The organism is Streptomyces canus (genome assembly GCF_030815415.1).
GTDB lineage: Bacteria > Actinomycetota > Actinomycetes > Streptomycetales > Streptomycetaceae > Streptomyces > Streptomyces canus_F.
This window is the reverse complement of record NZ_JAUSWW010000001.1, coordinates 10,084,828-10,098,826: the sequence shown is the minus strand read 5'-3', so window position 1 is coordinate 10,098,826 and position 13,999 is coordinate 10,084,828. Positions and strand designations below refer to the sequence as shown.

The 13,999-nt window shown below is 68.5% G+C and carries 14 protein-coding genes and 4 pseudogenes; 6 read left to right on the top strand and 12 right to left on the bottom strand.

Annotated elements, in window-relative coordinates; all coding sequences use genetic code 11:
• Window positions 1-100: 100 nt before the first annotated feature.
• Both QF037_RS47175 and QF037_RS47170 read right to left on the bottom strand, forming a co-directional pair.
• On the bottom strand, window positions 101-739 hold the full coding sequence (locus QF037_RS47175; protein WP_307036322.1) for a hypothetical protein: 639 nt from the start codon (window positions 737-739) through the stop codon (window positions 101-103).
• Window positions 740-766: 27 nt separating this feature from the next.
• Complete coding sequence (locus tag QF037_RS47170; protein ID WP_307036321.1) at window positions 767-1,450, bottom strand: transposase; 684 nt, start codon at window positions 1,448-1,450, stop codon at window positions 767-769.
• A gap of 349 nt (window positions 1,451-1,799) precedes the next feature.
• Between QF037_RS47170 and QF037_RS47165 the strand changes: the two genes are divergently transcribed.
• Entirely contained in the window at window positions 1,800-3,062 is a 1,263-nt protein-coding gene (locus QF037_RS47165; protein ID WP_307020561.1) for an IS110 family transposase, read from the top strand.
• A 58-nt stretch (window positions 3,063-3,120) separates the two neighbouring features.
• A pseudogene (locus QF037_RS51560) lies at window positions 3,121-3,290 on the top strand (ATP-binding protein); the annotation flags it as partial.
• Between the two features lie 12 nt (window positions 3,291-3,302).
• Here the strand turns inward: QF037_RS51560 and QF037_RS47160 are convergent.
• Complete coding sequence (locus tag QF037_RS47160) at window positions 3,303-4,004, bottom strand: hypothetical protein (RefSeq protein ID WP_373463998.1); 702 nt, start codon at window positions 4,002-4,004, stop codon at window positions 3,303-3,305.
• 779 nt (window positions 4,005-4,783) lie between these two features.
• On the opposite strand from QF037_RS47160, the gene QF037_RS47155 reads away from it, so the two are divergent.
• On the top strand, window positions 4,784-5,308 hold the full coding sequence (locus QF037_RS47155; RefSeq protein WP_307036317.1) for a hypothetical protein: 525 nt from the start codon (window positions 4,784-4,786) through the stop codon (window positions 5,306-5,308).
• 200 nt (window positions 5,309-5,508) lie between these two features.
• Here the strand turns inward: QF037_RS47155 and QF037_RS47150 are convergent, their stop codons facing one another.
• Together QF037_RS47150 and QF037_RS47145 are read right to left on the bottom strand one after the other, a co-directional pair.
• The gene (locus QF037_RS47150; protein WP_307036314.1) at window positions 5,509-5,796 is read right to left on the bottom strand and encodes a hypothetical protein; all 288 of its coding nucleotides are present in this window, start codon (window positions 5,794-5,796) and stop codon (window positions 5,509-5,511) included.
• A gap of 650 nt (window positions 5,797-6,446) precedes the next feature.
• Entirely contained in the window at window positions 6,447-7,058 is a 612-nt protein-coding gene (locus tag QF037_RS47145; RefSeq protein ID WP_307036313.1) for a hypothetical protein, read from the bottom strand.
• Window positions 7,059-7,278: 220 nt separating this feature from the next.
• On the opposite strand from QF037_RS47145, the pseudogene QF037_RS47140 reads away from it, so the two are divergent.
• Both QF037_RS47140 and QF037_RS47135 read left to right on the top strand, forming a co-directional pair.
• Window positions 7,279-7,424, top strand: a pseudogene (locus QF037_RS47140) (IS1380 family transposase); the annotation flags it as partial.
• A 94-nt stretch (window positions 7,425-7,518) separates the two neighbouring features.
• Window positions 7,519-7,994, top strand: a pseudogene (locus QF037_RS47135) (transposase); the annotation flags it as partial.
• Between the two features lie 156 nt (window positions 7,995-8,150).
• On the opposite strand, the pseudogene QF037_RS47130 reads toward QF037_RS47135, so the two are convergent.
• Both QF037_RS47130 and QF037_RS47125 read right to left on the bottom strand, forming a co-directional pair.
• Window positions 8,151-8,404, bottom strand: a pseudogene (locus tag QF037_RS47130) (LexA family protein); the annotation flags it as partial.
• A 274-nt stretch (window positions 8,405-8,678) separates the two neighbouring features.
• The gene (locus QF037_RS47125) at window positions 8,679-8,915 is read right to left on the bottom strand and encodes a hypothetical protein (RefSeq protein WP_307036310.1); all 237 of its coding nucleotides are present in this window, start codon (window positions 8,913-8,915) and stop codon (window positions 8,679-8,681) included.
• Between the two features lie 279 nt (window positions 8,916-9,194).
• Between QF037_RS47125 and QF037_RS47120 the strand changes: the two genes are divergently transcribed.
• Window positions 9,195-9,719 (top strand): hypothetical protein, encoded by a 525-nt coding sequence (locus tag QF037_RS47120; RefSeq protein WP_307036308.1) that lies wholly within the window; start codon window positions 9,195-9,197, stop codon window positions 9,717-9,719.
• A 94-nt stretch (window positions 9,720-9,813) separates the two neighbouring features.
• On the opposite strand, the gene QF037_RS47115 is transcribed toward QF037_RS47120, so the two are convergent.
• The 5 genes from QF037_RS47115 to QF037_RS47095 all read right to left on the bottom strand — a co-directional run bounded on the left by QF037_RS47115 (window position 9,814) and on the right by QF037_RS47095 (window position 13,891).
• Window positions 9,814-9,966 (bottom strand): hypothetical protein, encoded by a 153-nt coding sequence (locus tag QF037_RS47115; RefSeq protein ID WP_307036306.1) that lies wholly within the window; start codon window positions 9,964-9,966, stop codon window positions 9,814-9,816.
• A gap of 12 nt (window positions 9,967-9,978) precedes the next feature.
• Entirely contained in the window at window positions 9,979-10,173 is a 195-nt protein-coding gene (locus QF037_RS47110) for a transposase (protein WP_307036304.1), read from the bottom strand.
• Between the two features lie 265 nt (window positions 10,174-10,438).
• Window positions 10,439-11,551: a sensor histidine kinase gene (locus tag QF037_RS47105; protein WP_307036302.1), complete on the bottom strand. Its 1,113-nt coding sequence runs from the start codon at window positions 11,549-11,551 to the stop codon at window positions 10,439-10,441.
• Complete coding sequence (locus QF037_RS47100) at window positions 11,548-12,303, bottom strand: response regulator transcription factor (protein ID WP_307036300.1); 756 nt, start codon at window positions 12,301-12,303, stop codon at window positions 11,548-11,550. The genes QF037_RS47105 and QF037_RS47100 overlap by 4 nt, the downstream gene beginning before the upstream one ends.
• A 241-nt stretch (window positions 12,304-12,544) precedes the next feature.
• Window positions 12,545-13,891: a hypothetical protein gene (locus QF037_RS47095; RefSeq protein ID WP_307036298.1), complete on the bottom strand. Its 1,347-nt coding sequence runs from the start codon at window positions 13,889-13,891 to the stop codon at window positions 12,545-12,547.
• Window positions 13,892-13,999: the final 108 nt, after the last annotated feature.

The window sequence follows — 13,999 nt, the reverse complement described above, 5'->3', positions numbered from 1 at the left end:
CGGAGTTGAACCTGGTGGTGATGCCCTGCACGACTGCCGGCTGGTCCTCGCGCAGGGCTTTGGCCAGACCGGCCAGGGCCGGGAGGCGCGACGTGGCGAGTTACTCGAGCCAGTTGGGCAGCGCGGCTGCGTCACGGGCGTCGAGCATCGCGGCGAACTGACGCACCAGGTCATGGGTACGCTCCAGTTCCGGGCAGTGCGTGAGCAGCCGCGCGAGTGCCTCGGCGCCATGCAGGCCGCGGCGGGAGGGTGTGGTGGTGATCCAGCGGGTGACCTGGCGGGGCGAGGGCGGCCGCTCGCGTGGCGTGTCGACCGGCAAACCGCGGCGCAGTGGCGCGATGGCCATCTTCACTCGCTGGTAGTGGCCTTGGTAGCCCCTGGCGGTGATCTCCTGGTGCAGCACCGTCGCGGTGTGCTCGCCTTCGTCCCATCGCTGCTGCAGGTACTCGAGGTAGGGATCGAGGCTGGTGGTTCGCCGTGGTGGGGTGCGGCGGACGCGCTCCTGCCAACTGGTGGCGCGGGCGTACTTGGCCACCGTGCGCCGGTTCAGGCCCAGCTCGCGGGCCGTGGCGCTGAGCGAGCGGCCGGTGCCGGTGATCGCGTGCACCGCCTCGAACAGTTGCTTCGCGTGCCGCCGGGCCGGGGTATCGGTCGGCTCGGGCAATTCCTCCAGGCTCGCGGGGGCCGGTTCCGGATCGGGAACCGCTGCGGGCAGGCACCCGCGGTGGGCAGCGGCCACGTCCGACACCCGCTTGGAGAGCCCCTGTCACAAATGAAAGCGATCACTGACCTGCACCGCGTCCGGAGCGCCCTCGCTGATGCCCTGGCGGTAGACCAGCGAACCGTCCCTGCACACCACGCGGACCCCAGGGTGCGCCCGCAGCCAGGAAGTCAACTGCTCGGCATCGCGGCCGGACCACGGATCGATCGGCAACCGGGACTCGGCATCCACCAACAGCGTGCCGTACGTGTCCGCGTACAGCGCGAAATCGTCCACCCCCAGCACCCGCGGCGTCGGCGCCGCCGGGAGCGGCATGCACATCAGGTGGAACAGCACGTTCGTCCGTGACAGCGGCGCCTTCAGGATCTGCAACAGCCGGGCGCCCCCGCGACCGGCCAGCAGCACCCCGGCCATCACCACCAGATGCTGCACCAGCGGACTACGACGCTGATAGCGCACTGTCAGCCCCTCGACCTGCTCGGCGAACGTCCGCCGACGACACCCTGGTGCGTCACAGAACAGCCGCCGCACCGACAGCCCGATCAGCACCGGTCGTCCACCGACTGCGACGTCGGCAAGCGGGCGGCAGTAGCGACTGTGCACTCGCGTCGACCCATAACCGCAATCCGCACACGCCACCGCCAACTCGCGGGTACGGGCCTCGACCCGGACCACGCCGCCCGCCGACCACACCCGTTCCACCCGCACCGCATCCAGGTGCGGAGCCACCGCTCCTACGAGGTCATCACACTCGCCGATCATCCCGCCATCGGTGACGGAGCGTCACCAGCGCACGGAGGCACAGCCCACCATCACGAAAATCTTGCCAGGAACGGGGATGGCTGCGCTGATCACCTCGGGTGAGAGAAAATGGGGTGGGTGCCCCGGTCACGCCGATGGCTCTGCGATGCCGGTGAGCTCGTTTGTCCAGGATGGCAATGGGGGTCGCGCTGGGGACCACGGTTTGTTGCCAAGGCAGTGATCCGCTGCCGGGAGCACGCGTGTCAGATTCCGCTTCTTTCCCTGATCCCTCCGGGGTTCCCGCCAGGTTTTCGCTACGGGTGTTCAGGAGCGGGCGATGAGTCGGCAGGACGTGAAGGACGAGGTCATCCATCTGCGGTCCGCGGGAGTGGACCTGGGCAAGCGGTTCCTGCTCGCCTGCGTGCGAACGCCCAGTACGACTCGGGCGGGAACATGGAGCCTGGAGACCGAACGGTTCGGCACCACCCGGTCCGAACTACGTCGGCTCCTGGCCTGGCTGGTGGAACGCCAGGTCGACGTGGTGGTCATGGAAGCAACGGCCGACTACTGGCGCGGGGTCTACTACCTGCTACAGCCGCAGCTGAACCTGATGCTGGTCAATCCCTCTCACCTGAAGGGGATCAGGGGCCGCAAGAGCGATCCGAGCGACGCCGCGTTCCTGGCCCGGGCCGGCGCGTCGGGAATGGTGATGGCGTCCTTCGTCCCCGGCCGCATGGTGCGGGAACTGCGTGACCTGACCCGGCGCCGCACCGAACTCCTGCGTTCTGCGGGTCGGGAGATCCAGCGGCTGGAGAAGGAGCTGGAGGACACCGGGATGAAGCTCACCTCCGTGCTGACCGATGTGGCCGGGAAGACCGGACGGACGATCCTGGCAGCCCTGGTCGCCGGTGAACGCGACCGTGAACGCCTTGCGGATCTTGCCGTCGGCAAGGCCCGTGCCAAGATCCCCGCCCTGATCGAGGCACTGGACGGCGACTTCACCGACCACCACGCCTTCATGGTCCAGCACTACCTGGACGAGGCGGACCGGTTCAAGGAGACGGTCGCTGTCTTCGACACCCGTATCGCCACCCTGCTTAGCGAGCACGAGCACGACCTGGACCTCCTGGACACTGTTCCCGGCATCGGGCGCATGGCGGCAGAGATCGTCTTCGCCGAAACCGGCGGAGACATGAGCCAGTTCGCCACGGCCCATCACCTCGCCTCCTGGATCGGGGTCTGCCCGGGGCAGAACGAGTCGGCAGGGGTGAACAAGTCCGGCCGGACCCGGCACGGCAACACCAATCTCAAACGCGTGCTCGGAGTCGCCGCGCTGGCCGCCATCAGAAGCAGGGACACCTATCTCGCCGTGTTCTTCCGCCGGATCTCGGCACGGCGAGGTGGCAAACGGGCACTGGTCGCGGTCATGCACAAGATCGCCATCGCTGTCTGGCACGTGCTCCACGACCACGTCCCCTACCTCGAACTGGGCGCGGACTATTTCACCCGCCGCGATCCAGCACGCGCCATGCGCCGCATGCTGAAGGAAGCCAACACTCTCGGCCTGACCATCCGCTTCGAACCCGTCGCCACGGCCTGACCACCGAGCTCAACCGCAGGTTCTTTTCGTGTCAGGGCCACGTCACCTGTACGCCGACATCACCAGCAACGGGGCGCCCAGCGACTGGTATCCCCTCTTCCCCAACCCGGTCGTCGCCGAGTCACTGCTGGACCGGCTGATCAACGCCAGCCACCCAGGTCATCATGAACGGCCCCAGCTACCGCCCCCAACAAGCGACCGAAGGATCCCACCGCCGACAGGACCTGATCCGCGGATCAACTAGCCATGCAGCCAGACCCGCAGCGGACCGACCGCCTTGAAGCCATGGCGGACGGCGGCATCCAGGTCCGCGCCGTGCTCATAGCCAACCACGGGCAGGGTCGGGAACGGCCGGTGCACTGCGTCCAGTAGCACCGGCCAGGCCCGGTCAGCGCCGCCCTCAACCGCGAAGACGTTGGAGATTCCGACCACATGGTCGTTGCGGCTCGCCACCGCCCCAGCGGCCACCAGGCCGTCAGCGGAGTGTCCGACGAGCACGGACGTGGCCGGGTCATCGAGCAATTCGGGCCGGAAGAGGTCCGCGTTGCCGTCCCCGTCATCCCAGACAAGGGCCCAGGTCCGCAGCATGTCCGGGGTGCTGACCACGTCCCAGGCGAGATCCGGTGAGGTGGTCGGCGCGCTCGCTGGGCGGTGGATCCACTGCGCGTCGAACAGCACCTTGAAGCCGGCCCCCGTCAGATCGAGGTCGGCGAAACTGTCCTTGACGCAGGCGCCGGGAGCGGCGGTATCGATCCGGTCCACCAGCGCGGCGGCATCGGTCTCCGGCACCAGCGTCACCGCGTCGGGGTAGTACAGCGGCGGCCGGGACGGGACGGCCCAAGCCTGCAACCCGAACTCGCCCGCCAAACCGTGCGATCGACTCATCGACGCGCACCACTCGGCGTTTTTGCGGGCCGCGGCCCGGATCACGAACTGCTTCATCGCCGACACGAGTGCGCATCATGGCCTGTCACGGCCTGGTCCGTCGAACAGTTTCCGTCAGCCACAGCACGGACGCCCCACACACCCCGTCCAGCTCCTGGGGAATCACGTGACCACAGCCCCGGGGAATTACGGGCTCTGTCGGAGATCTTGTGACCGATGCACGGCCCTGGGCTGTGGAGGATGCGTTTTCGGAGAAGCGGGAGGTGTGCGCGGCCGAAGCCAATGCGCTTGAGGAGCTTGGCTCTCGTTACGTGACCTTCGACTTGGCCCGCGCTCCAGGGGGTAGCGAAGGCGGCGGTGACGGCGTCGAGGTCGCTACGAAACCGGGTCGTAAGCGTGTCGCCATCGACGAGCAGTTGGCCTGCAGGCCCGGGAAACCGAGCCGCTGCCGCCAGGGCGGCTTCGAAGGGCTTGGCGACCTCCAGGCGCGTCTCCCGGGCCCGTTCGAGTCGGTGGGACCGCGACCGGCGGGGACATGCAGCACGCGGGTTCCGGTGCGGGTTGCGTGGCCGCCGGCTTTCGCGCCCATGGCGCCGGGACGCAGAAGCGCCAACGTGGTCATGCACCTCACGGCACGAGGAGGCGGCACGGGCTCTTGGCGCCGACAACCAAGCGCGGGCTATCACTTCCCCTCCGCCCGTCAAGCCTTACTCAAACATTCAACAAAGGGTCTTCGAGTCTGGCAAAGGGATCTACCCGCATAGATGATCGCGGTGCTGTCATGCTCGCGACCGCCCGGAATTCCTGCCGGGCACCGCTCCGGGAGACCCCCCACCATGCCCCGAATATCCCGCCCGCTGGTCACCGCCCTCTCCTCCCTCGCCCTCGCCGCAGCCGGCCTCACGGTCGCAGCCGGCACCGCGCACGCGCAGAGCTGCAGCCAGGACAACCTCCCCCTCCCCGACCCCAGCTGCCAGCCCGGCGACTTCAACCCCGACGTCACCCAGTCCACCATCGACTCCACCATCTGCGTCTCCGGCTGGACCGCGACCGTGCGCCCGTCCAGCTCCTACACCACCGCCCTGAAGAAGAAGCAGATCGTCGAGTACGGCTACACCGACACCAGTACCTCGGACTACGAGGAGGACCATTTCGTCCCCCTCGAACTCGGCGGCGCCCCCAAGAGCGAGCTCAACCTCTGGCCCGAGCCGGAGTACGGCACCACGACCGCCGCCAACAAAGACACCGTCGAGAACAAGCTCAAGAAGGCCGTCTGCGCCGGCACCGTCACCCTCGCCGACGCCCAGGACGCAATCGTCACGGACTGGACGACCGCACTGTCCAACCTCGGCCTGAGCTGACCTCTCTCGCTCGATGCAAGGGCCGGCCTCCTCTCCGGAAAGTAGCCGGCCCCTCTCGCCTGCCTCCCAGGAGGCAGGTCAGGCGCCTCCGCGCGGGCAATGAGCCGAAACGGCACAAGGACGAGTACGACCGCGTCCTACATGGTGAGGCGGAGCACAGGGCGCAGAAGCGGAAAGGCGCGGCCTAATCGCTGACGCGGTCACGTGTACAGCCGCATGGGCCGTCTCCCCCTCATGGGCTCCCGCGCCCTGAGCGCATCCAGATCCGTGCCCTCAAGCAGATTCCGGCCGTCCGTGACCCAGGAAGGTCCTCTCTTCCCGCTGAGTTGCGTCAACGCCTCGTCGAGAGCGATGGAGTTGGCGAACTCCCTTCGCCACAGTTCACCCAGCTCATCGATCGCTTCGGGCTGGACCTCGCTCACACGCCTGCGGGCGAGGGGGAGCAGCATCACCTGGACCTGCGTCAACTGCTCCGACTGAAGCGCCATCTCCTCGAGGATCGCTGGGCTCGCATCCGTGCCGGTCAGCAATGGAGCCCATTTGGCCATGATCACGCGGAACCGGTGAAAGCACGCTCACAAAATGGCATATGTCGTCTCGGCCCACTCCCGATCTGCGGCGAGCACACTGATCCTGGCCGCCCCAGACGGCATCGCCACCGCACCGTTTTCGACGTCATTCTCCTTGGCCTCGGCAAGACCATGGCGAGCCAGAACCTCCCTGATCCGGTCGTCCAACTCAGGATCAAGGCCGAAATCGGCCCAATGAAATGGCCACCGTTCAACGCAAACCACATCACCCGCCGCTGAGCCAGAGGCGCCCGAGCCAACGCCCCGCAGGCCACGAGGATGACCAGCCGCAGCCTCGCATCGTCGCGCCGGCCAATCCACTCCTCGACAAGCGTCGCCCCGAGAGCCAGAAAAAGCACCGAGGACAGTGAACCGGCTAGCCTCGGGCTTTCACGAAGAAGGCCGCCAGAGGGCTGACCAAATACGCGCGGGCGCGCACTCCTCGAGTGAAGAAGCGTATCGGGTCGTACCCGCGTGTCCGCGTTGAGAGGAACGGCCGTGCGGTGGTCTCGCATGCTGGGCGATCCGGCTAATGGAGACGGTCCGCAGGCAGGTCCTGCGGGGCACGCTCAGCTGATGTTCGTGCCATCAGTGTCGTACTGGACGGCCTTGCTGACATGCGGTTCGAAAGCCGTGAGAACGCTCCAGCTTGCGCCGCCGTCCAGTCGCTTCCAGGTGGTCACGGGACGGGCGTCCATCGTCACCGTCGCGATGTTCCGGTCCGTCACGATTGAGATGTGCAGCCGCACCGGGTTGGCGGACGAACTCCCACAGACAACGGTGAGCTTGCCGTGCGTGAACTCCTCGACCTCGTCGATCCGGGGAGCCGGAACCTTCTTGAGGGCGCACAGCACGCTGTCGGTGAGCTGATAGGGAGTCGTGCCGGCGGGCACCGGGACACGGATCTCGGCGGTGCACGGCAGGGACGCGGCCTCAGCCATCAGCGGCAGCCCGTGCCGCGCGGCCGCGCGTCGGGCGTTCCACGTGTTCGACGTGGCGATTGCGACGGCGAGGATGGCTCCCGCCACAAGGCCGAAGAGCGTTCCTTGGAGCAGCGAGCCCGCCCAGGTGCTCGTGTCCTCCGATATGAGTACACCGGCCATGGCACCGCTGACGACGACGGCAACCAGGACGGTAGACACGGCGCTGCGACGCACGGCCGCGAGCCAGTAGCTGAGCATGTTTGAGGTTCGCGGTTCCTGTGTGAGGGGTGGATCAGACTGGGTCGGTGCCCGGCAGCCCTGCGGGCTGCCGGGCACTGGCCAAGTGGGGGTTAGCCTAACCTCGGACATTCCCGAAGAGGGCCGTCCGTGGACTGATCAAATAAGCCAGGAGTGCCTCTGAGCTGGGGTGATAGGGCCATCGAAGGTCCTGTTCGTTACAAGAGAAAGCACTCCCCGGGTGAAGAAGCATATCGGGTCGTACCCGCGTGTCCGCGTTGAGGGCAGCGGTCGTGGAGTGGTCTCGCAGGCCGGGGCCGTGCTGCTGGTGGAGACGGTCCGCAAGGCGGGCCTGGACACGCGATATCTGCGGCCCTGAGAGGGTGGTATGTGAGTTGGTGGGTGATTTGCCGTCACCTGAACATGTCGGACTGCGGCATCCCAGCTGGTCGGCGGGCTTGGGCGTGCTGGGCTAGCCACCGTGAGCGAGCGCAAGCCCTACAAGACCGACCTGTCCGACGCGCAGCGGGCGCTGATCGAGCCGGTGATCGCCGCGTGGAAGACCGCGCACCGCTCGGTCAGCGGCCACCAGGGCCGGTACGAGATGCGGGAGATCGTCAACGCGCTGCTCTACCAGGGCCGTACCGAATGCCAGTGGGACCTGCTTCCGCACGACCTGCCGCCGCGCGGCGCGGTGATGTACTACTTCACCAAATGGCGCGACGACGGCACCGACCAGACCATCCACGACCTGCTGCGCTGGCAGGTGCGGGAGAAGGCGCGGCGGAAGGCGGACCCGAGCCTGGTGGTGCTTGACACCGAGAGCGTGCACGCGGCGGCCGGGGTGCCTGCACAGTCGACGGGGCGTGATGCGGCAAAAAATGTGCCGGGCCGCAAGCGCGGCCTGGCCGTGACGTGTTGGGCCTGGCGATCGCAGTGGTGGTGCTCGCCGCGTCCGGTAGTTGCCGGCTTCGGTGTGGCGTTTGAGCAGGTGGTATTTGCGGTGCCAGGCGGGGCCGTAGGGAACTCACGAGCTCCTTCCTGGTGATCCTGGACTGCGTTCGGCCAGGCTATCGGTCTGCCGTTCGGCAGCTGCCGTCCCTCGTGTGGTGATCAGCGCAGGCGCAGGACGCCGACGACCTTGCCGAGGATCTGCGCGTGGTCTCCGGGGGATCGGCTCATTGGAGGGGTTGTGGGGGTATGACCCACACGCACCCGTCGTCCTCTTGCCTGCGCAGCACCTTGACGGTTGCTTCGTCGTCCAGCACCGCGGCGACGATGTCGCCGTGGTCGGCGCTGTCCTGGCGCCTGACGGTCACGATGTCGCCGTCGCAGATCGCCGCGTCGATCATGGAGTCGCCGGACACCGGAAACCGACGAGTTCGCCGAATCATGTAGGGGCCAGGCCGGGAACCCCGGCAGACTGCACCCTGTCGCGTACGGTCTGGCGTGGGTTCGCGTGCCCCTGGGATGTGCACCGGTCCAGCCGTGGGCAGCGTACTTCGCCAAGGATCCCCGGTAGCGAGCAAGTACGAGTTCATCGACGAGATGCGGCTCGGCACTGCGGAGTGCGGATACAGCGTCGAGTTCATGTGCAGCCGACTCGGCGTGTCACTGGCCGATACCGGAGCACCTACGGCATCAGAGATCTCCGATTTCATCGAAACGACCGCATTGCCAGCTTGTTGGGTGTGCGCGGCAGTATGCGTCTCTGGCCTGCCAAGTCAGGACCAGCGCGGCGATGAGCCCAGCGAGTGCACACACGTAGAGGATCCACCAGCGCAGGGCTGCCCGAGGGGGGCCCTGCAGCGTGGACATGCCGACGCCAAACGTGAGTAACACGGCCCAGCCGAGCAGGAACAGCAGCAGAACCAGCACGGGGCCTCCGGAGGAACGTCCAGTCGTCGGCCAAGTCAACAGGGGCGGCCGGGCGAACGGTAGTGGGGGGATGCCAGTGCTGGGACGGGGGACGATAGCCGGCGGCGTATGCGTGGCCATACGGCGGAACACCGAGCTGATGCACCGTCACCCACCAGTTCGGGCTAACCTCGTCTTTCCGGTCGTGATCGCTGAGTATCCGCTGATCAGGCATGGTGTCAGTGTCGCCGAGGGAGGGTTGGGACGTTCAGTACGTTCTCGGCGATACGGAGGTAGCCGGTGGCGTCGGTGATGGGCTTGCTGGAGGAACGGGAGACCGCTGCCCGTGCGGCCGTGGAGGAGCTCCAGGCGGAAGCGGACCGCGAATTGGCCGAACTCGGTGTGGCCGAGGCGGTGTTGGAGCGCCGGGTGATCGCTCGGGTGGAGCTGGCCGAGGCCCTCGCCGCTGGTGACGATGCGGCAGATCCGCCCCGCTTGGAGGTGCAGGTTCCGGCACCGCCGGCCCACGTGGACAAGGTGTCGGTTGCCGGGGCGACGGTGGTGCGGCGCAGGGAGGGGATGACGGTGGAGGCGCTCGCGCCGGAGTACCGGCGGATCGATGAGCTGCTTCAGGCCGGGCCGGGCGACGGCGAGGGGGTGTCGGCGAAGGAACTGGCGGCCCGGCTGGGGCTGGAGCTGGTGCCGGCCAAGATCGAGGGAGTGCGGTCGAGGGCGAAACGACTGGTCGAGCGGGAGTGGCTGAGGGCGTCGCCGTCGGGCCGGTTCATGCCGCGAGCGTCGATTGCGCCTGCCGCGTGGAGCTGAGCGGCCTGCTCACGGCGGTGGTGCAGGCCAGGCGGTGGCTCATGAGCATGCTCGCCGAGAAGTAGATGAATGCCTCGCTGGAAGCGGGCAGCGCCTAGAAGTCCCGCACCAGACGCCGCGAACTCATCAGCCATCCCAGACTGCGCTCCACCACCCACCGTCTCGGCAGCACCACGACCCCGGTCATGTCGTCACTGCGCTTGACGATCTCAAGGGTGAGCTGGAGTTTTTCCTTCGCCCAGGTCACGAGGCGGCCGGTCTAGCCGCCGTCGGCCCACACCAGAGTGATCTTCCTGAACCGTGTCCGCAGCACGGGCAGCATGGCGCGGGCTGCCTGGCGGTCGGTGACATCCGCGGCGGTCACCCACACCATCAGCAGCAGGCCGAGGCTGTCCGTGATGACGTGCCGACGCCTTCCGTTGATCTTCTTCCCGCCGTCATAGCCCCGTGACACGGCGGGCACCGAAGCGGCTGCCTTCACCGACTGCGAGTCGATGATTCCCGCACTCGGCTCACGGTCGCGGCCCTCCGCGGCGCGGACTCTCCCGCGAAGCCGGTCGTGCAGCTCCCCGGCCAGGCCCTGCTTCGGCCACCTGCGGAAGAAGGCGTAGACACGGTCCCGCGCCGGGAAGTCGACGGGTATCGCACGCCACTCGGAACGTCCTCTCAGACCGGAGGCCCTTCCGACAGTCGGCGGATTTTGGCTCAGGAGCCTCCGATCATGCCTCGGCCAGGGGAAGCGTCACTTCGAAGCGGCAGCCGCCGGGGACGTTGCGCACAGCGGCCTGGCCCCGGTGAGCTTCCACGATGCCCCGGACGATGGCCAGGCCGAGGCCCGCACCGGCGGGAGGAGTACGGGCATGGGTACCGCGCCAACCGGTGTCGAAGACACGTGGCAGGTCCTCCTCGGGGATGCCGCCGCATCCGTCGGTGACGGACAGGACGACTCCATCGGAGAAGCGCTCGGCGGTGACCGCGACGGTACCGTCGGAGGGTGTTCGGCGGATCGCGTTGACCAGCAGATTGCCCAGCACTCGGCTCATCTCCTTGCCGTCCACCTCGACCGGCAACGGCTCGACGTGGTCGCCGACCAGCCACACCCCGTGCTCGCGGGCGAGGGCGTCCGCTCCCGCGAGGGCGTCGCCGACGAGGTCGTACAAGGACATGCGGGAGGGGGACAGGGCGAGCGCCCCGGCGTGGATGCGGGAGAGCTCGAAGAGGTCCCCCACCATGCCGTTGAGGCGTTCGACCTCGGTGCGCATCTGGCGAAGGTAGCGGTGGGGGTCGGCGGCGACGCCGTCCTCCAGGGCCTCGGACATGGCGCGCAGCCCGGCGAGGGGGGTGCGCAGGTCGTGCGAGATCCAGGCGACGAGTTCCCGTCTCGATGTCTCCAGGGCGTGCTCGCGGTCGCGGGACTCGGCCAGCTTCGCACTGGTGGCGGCCAACTCGCGGCTGAGTGCTGCCAGTTCCGCGGTCGCCGGGCCGTCAGGGGCCGCGAAATGCCCACCGTCGCCGAAGGAACGGGCGGCGGCGGTGAGCGCCCGGCTGCGGGCGACGACCCACCGGCCGAGCAGCAGCGCGGTGACCAGGGAGACGACGGCGGCCATCGCCACGACCGTGGTGACGACGCTCAGGTCGTGCGTGGACAGGAACATCGCCTGCGCCACGGCCAGCGTTCCCGCGAGCATGGCGGTCACGGCCACGGCGGCGACCACGGCGAGGGACGCGGTCAGCGAGCGTCGCCGGATCAGCCACAGCACACCCGCCCCGAGCAGCCCGGCCGCGAGAGCGCCGAGGAAGGCGAAGAGGGCGATGAGGAGGGTGTCGCTCACGGTCTGACCGCCTCCTCGCAGGGCATGGCATCGAAGCGGTAGCCCACTCCCCACACCGTCTGGATCAGCCGGGGACGGGCAGGGTCGTCCTCCACCTTGCCCCGCAGCCGGCGCACGTGGACGGTGACGGTGGACAGGTCGCCGAAGCCCCAGCCCCACACCTCGCGCATCAGCTCTTCGCGGCTGTAGGCCCGGCCGTGGTTGCGCAGGAGGAAGGCAAGGAGGTCGAACTCGCGGAGTGTGAGGCTGAGCTCGGTGCCGTTCTTGGTCGCGCGGCGGGCTGCCGGGTCGACGGTGACGCCTGCCGCGTGCACGGGCTGAGCTGGTCCTGCGGGCCGGGTCCGGCGCAGTACCGACTCGACCCGCAGGACCAGCTCACGGGGGCTGAAGGGCTTCGTGACGTAGTCGTCGGCGCCCACTTCCAGGCCCAGGATCCGGTCGCCCTCGTCGCCGCGGGCGGTGAGCATGATGACCGGCACGGGCCCACGGGCACGTATCCGGCGGCACACCTCCAACCCGTCCATGCCGGGCAGCATCAGGTCCAGCACCACCAGATCCGGCCAGTGCGCGGCGGCCCGCGCGAGCGCGGAGTGCCCGTCCCCGGCTACGTCCACTTGGTACCCGGCGCGGTCCAGGTAGCCGGAGACGACCTCGGCGACGGTGGGATCGTCGTCCACGACGAGGACGCGGGTCGTACCTCCCTGCCCACGGGGAGCATGTTCGGAGCCTGGGAATTCGTGCGGCTGCTGCATCCCCCCAGCTTCCCACCGGCCTCATCTCCGTACGGCAGGGCCGCCTCCGACGTCCGCGTTTCGTAAGACCTTGACGCCCGTTTTCGTCGCGAGCACCCCGGCCTGCCTCCCCTCGCACAAACCAGAGCGGTGCCGTGTGCGCGGGTAGGAAGAGGCGCTGGCAGCGAGGCCGGGAAGATCCGTCCGGCAAAGCGGTGAGCGGTGGCGCTCCTCCGCGGAGGCTTGAGCCGGGTCTCCGTGGTCACCATCCCGTCAGCAGCAGGTGGTTGAGAAGCAGGGCGAGGGTGGCCTGTGCGGTGAGCCAGGCGCGGGGACGGGTCAGGAACGCGCATGCCGCGAGCAGCCACATCGCGAACGGCAGCCAGATGCGCTCCGTTTCCGCTTTGCTCATGCCGGAGAGGTCTGCGGCGAGGAGCGCGAGCAGGGCGGCGATCACGAGCAGGGCGAGGCGGGGTTCGGGGGCGGAGCGGCGCAGGCATGTGCGAACGCCCTGGCGGAGGGGAGCCGCGCCGACTCGTCGCAGCCCGGCCACCGTCGCCGGGCCCACGACGAGCGCCGTGCACGCGAGGTTCGCCCACACCCAGTAGCCGTAAGGGCGGATACCGCCGGCCCCTTGGTAGTAGCGGGTGACCAGCAGGTGGTACGCCTCCCACCAGTTGAAGCCCGCGAACGTGAAGACGGCCGGGACGACGACGAATCCGGCGAGGACGTACGGGAGTGGGCGGAGTCGTCGGGAGCCAAGCAGTAGGACGCCGGCGGCGATCACCGCGAACAGCGTCAGCCCGTACGAGAGATACGCGGTGAGGCCGAAGAGGAGCCCGGAGGCGAGACCTGTCGAACGTGGCCGGTGTCCCGTGACGGCGAGGGCGAGGAAGGCGACGGCCCAGGCGGCGACCGCCGCGAAGTAGCCGTCCGCGGAGGTGCCCATCCACACGGCGGCCGGGGCCAGGACCAGGAAGGGCGCGGCGCGGCGGGCGAGCGCCTCCCCGCACAGCGCTCGTAGAGTGACGAGGACCGCCACCGCCGCTGTCGCCCCGACGGTGATGCACCAGACGCCCGCCCAGGCGCCGCCGTCCAACCCGATCCGGTCAAGGAGGACGAAGGTGAGGGTCGCCGCGGGGGGATGCCCGGTGACGTGCGCGGGCCAGGCGTCGGGTGAGTGGATCAGGATGTGGTGAGTGAAGTCCCGCAGGGCGGCCGGGATGTCGTGGAAGCGGTTGACGGGGTCGATGACCTGGAGGTACTCGTACTTGGTCGTCAGCCGCCGGGCGATTCCCCGCTGCCATCCGTCGACCAGGGCGAGCGAGAACGTCCACGCCATGGCCGTGCCCCAGACAGTGCACAGCAGCGCGCGCCAGGGCAGCCGGGCGGCAAGGAGCGGCCCGTACGCGACGACCGCAACGGCCACCATGATCGCTGCGGGGGTGCCGGGGCCGACATGCGGCTCCCAATGCCCGTACAGCGGCGGCCAGCTGACATGAAGGTTTCCGTAACGGTGTTCCAGGACGGTGCCGATCACAGCCGCCGTCGTGACGAGCAGCGCTGCGGCCAGGGCCGCGGACAGGTCGCGGAGAAGATCGCGGTTCACACCGGCACGCTAGGCCGAGGAGGGCCGGATGCGGATCCGGTGAGCCTGGACGTCAGCATTTCGTCATGAGTTGCGGGCCCCGTCCTCGGCCCGTACCGGCCTACGGTC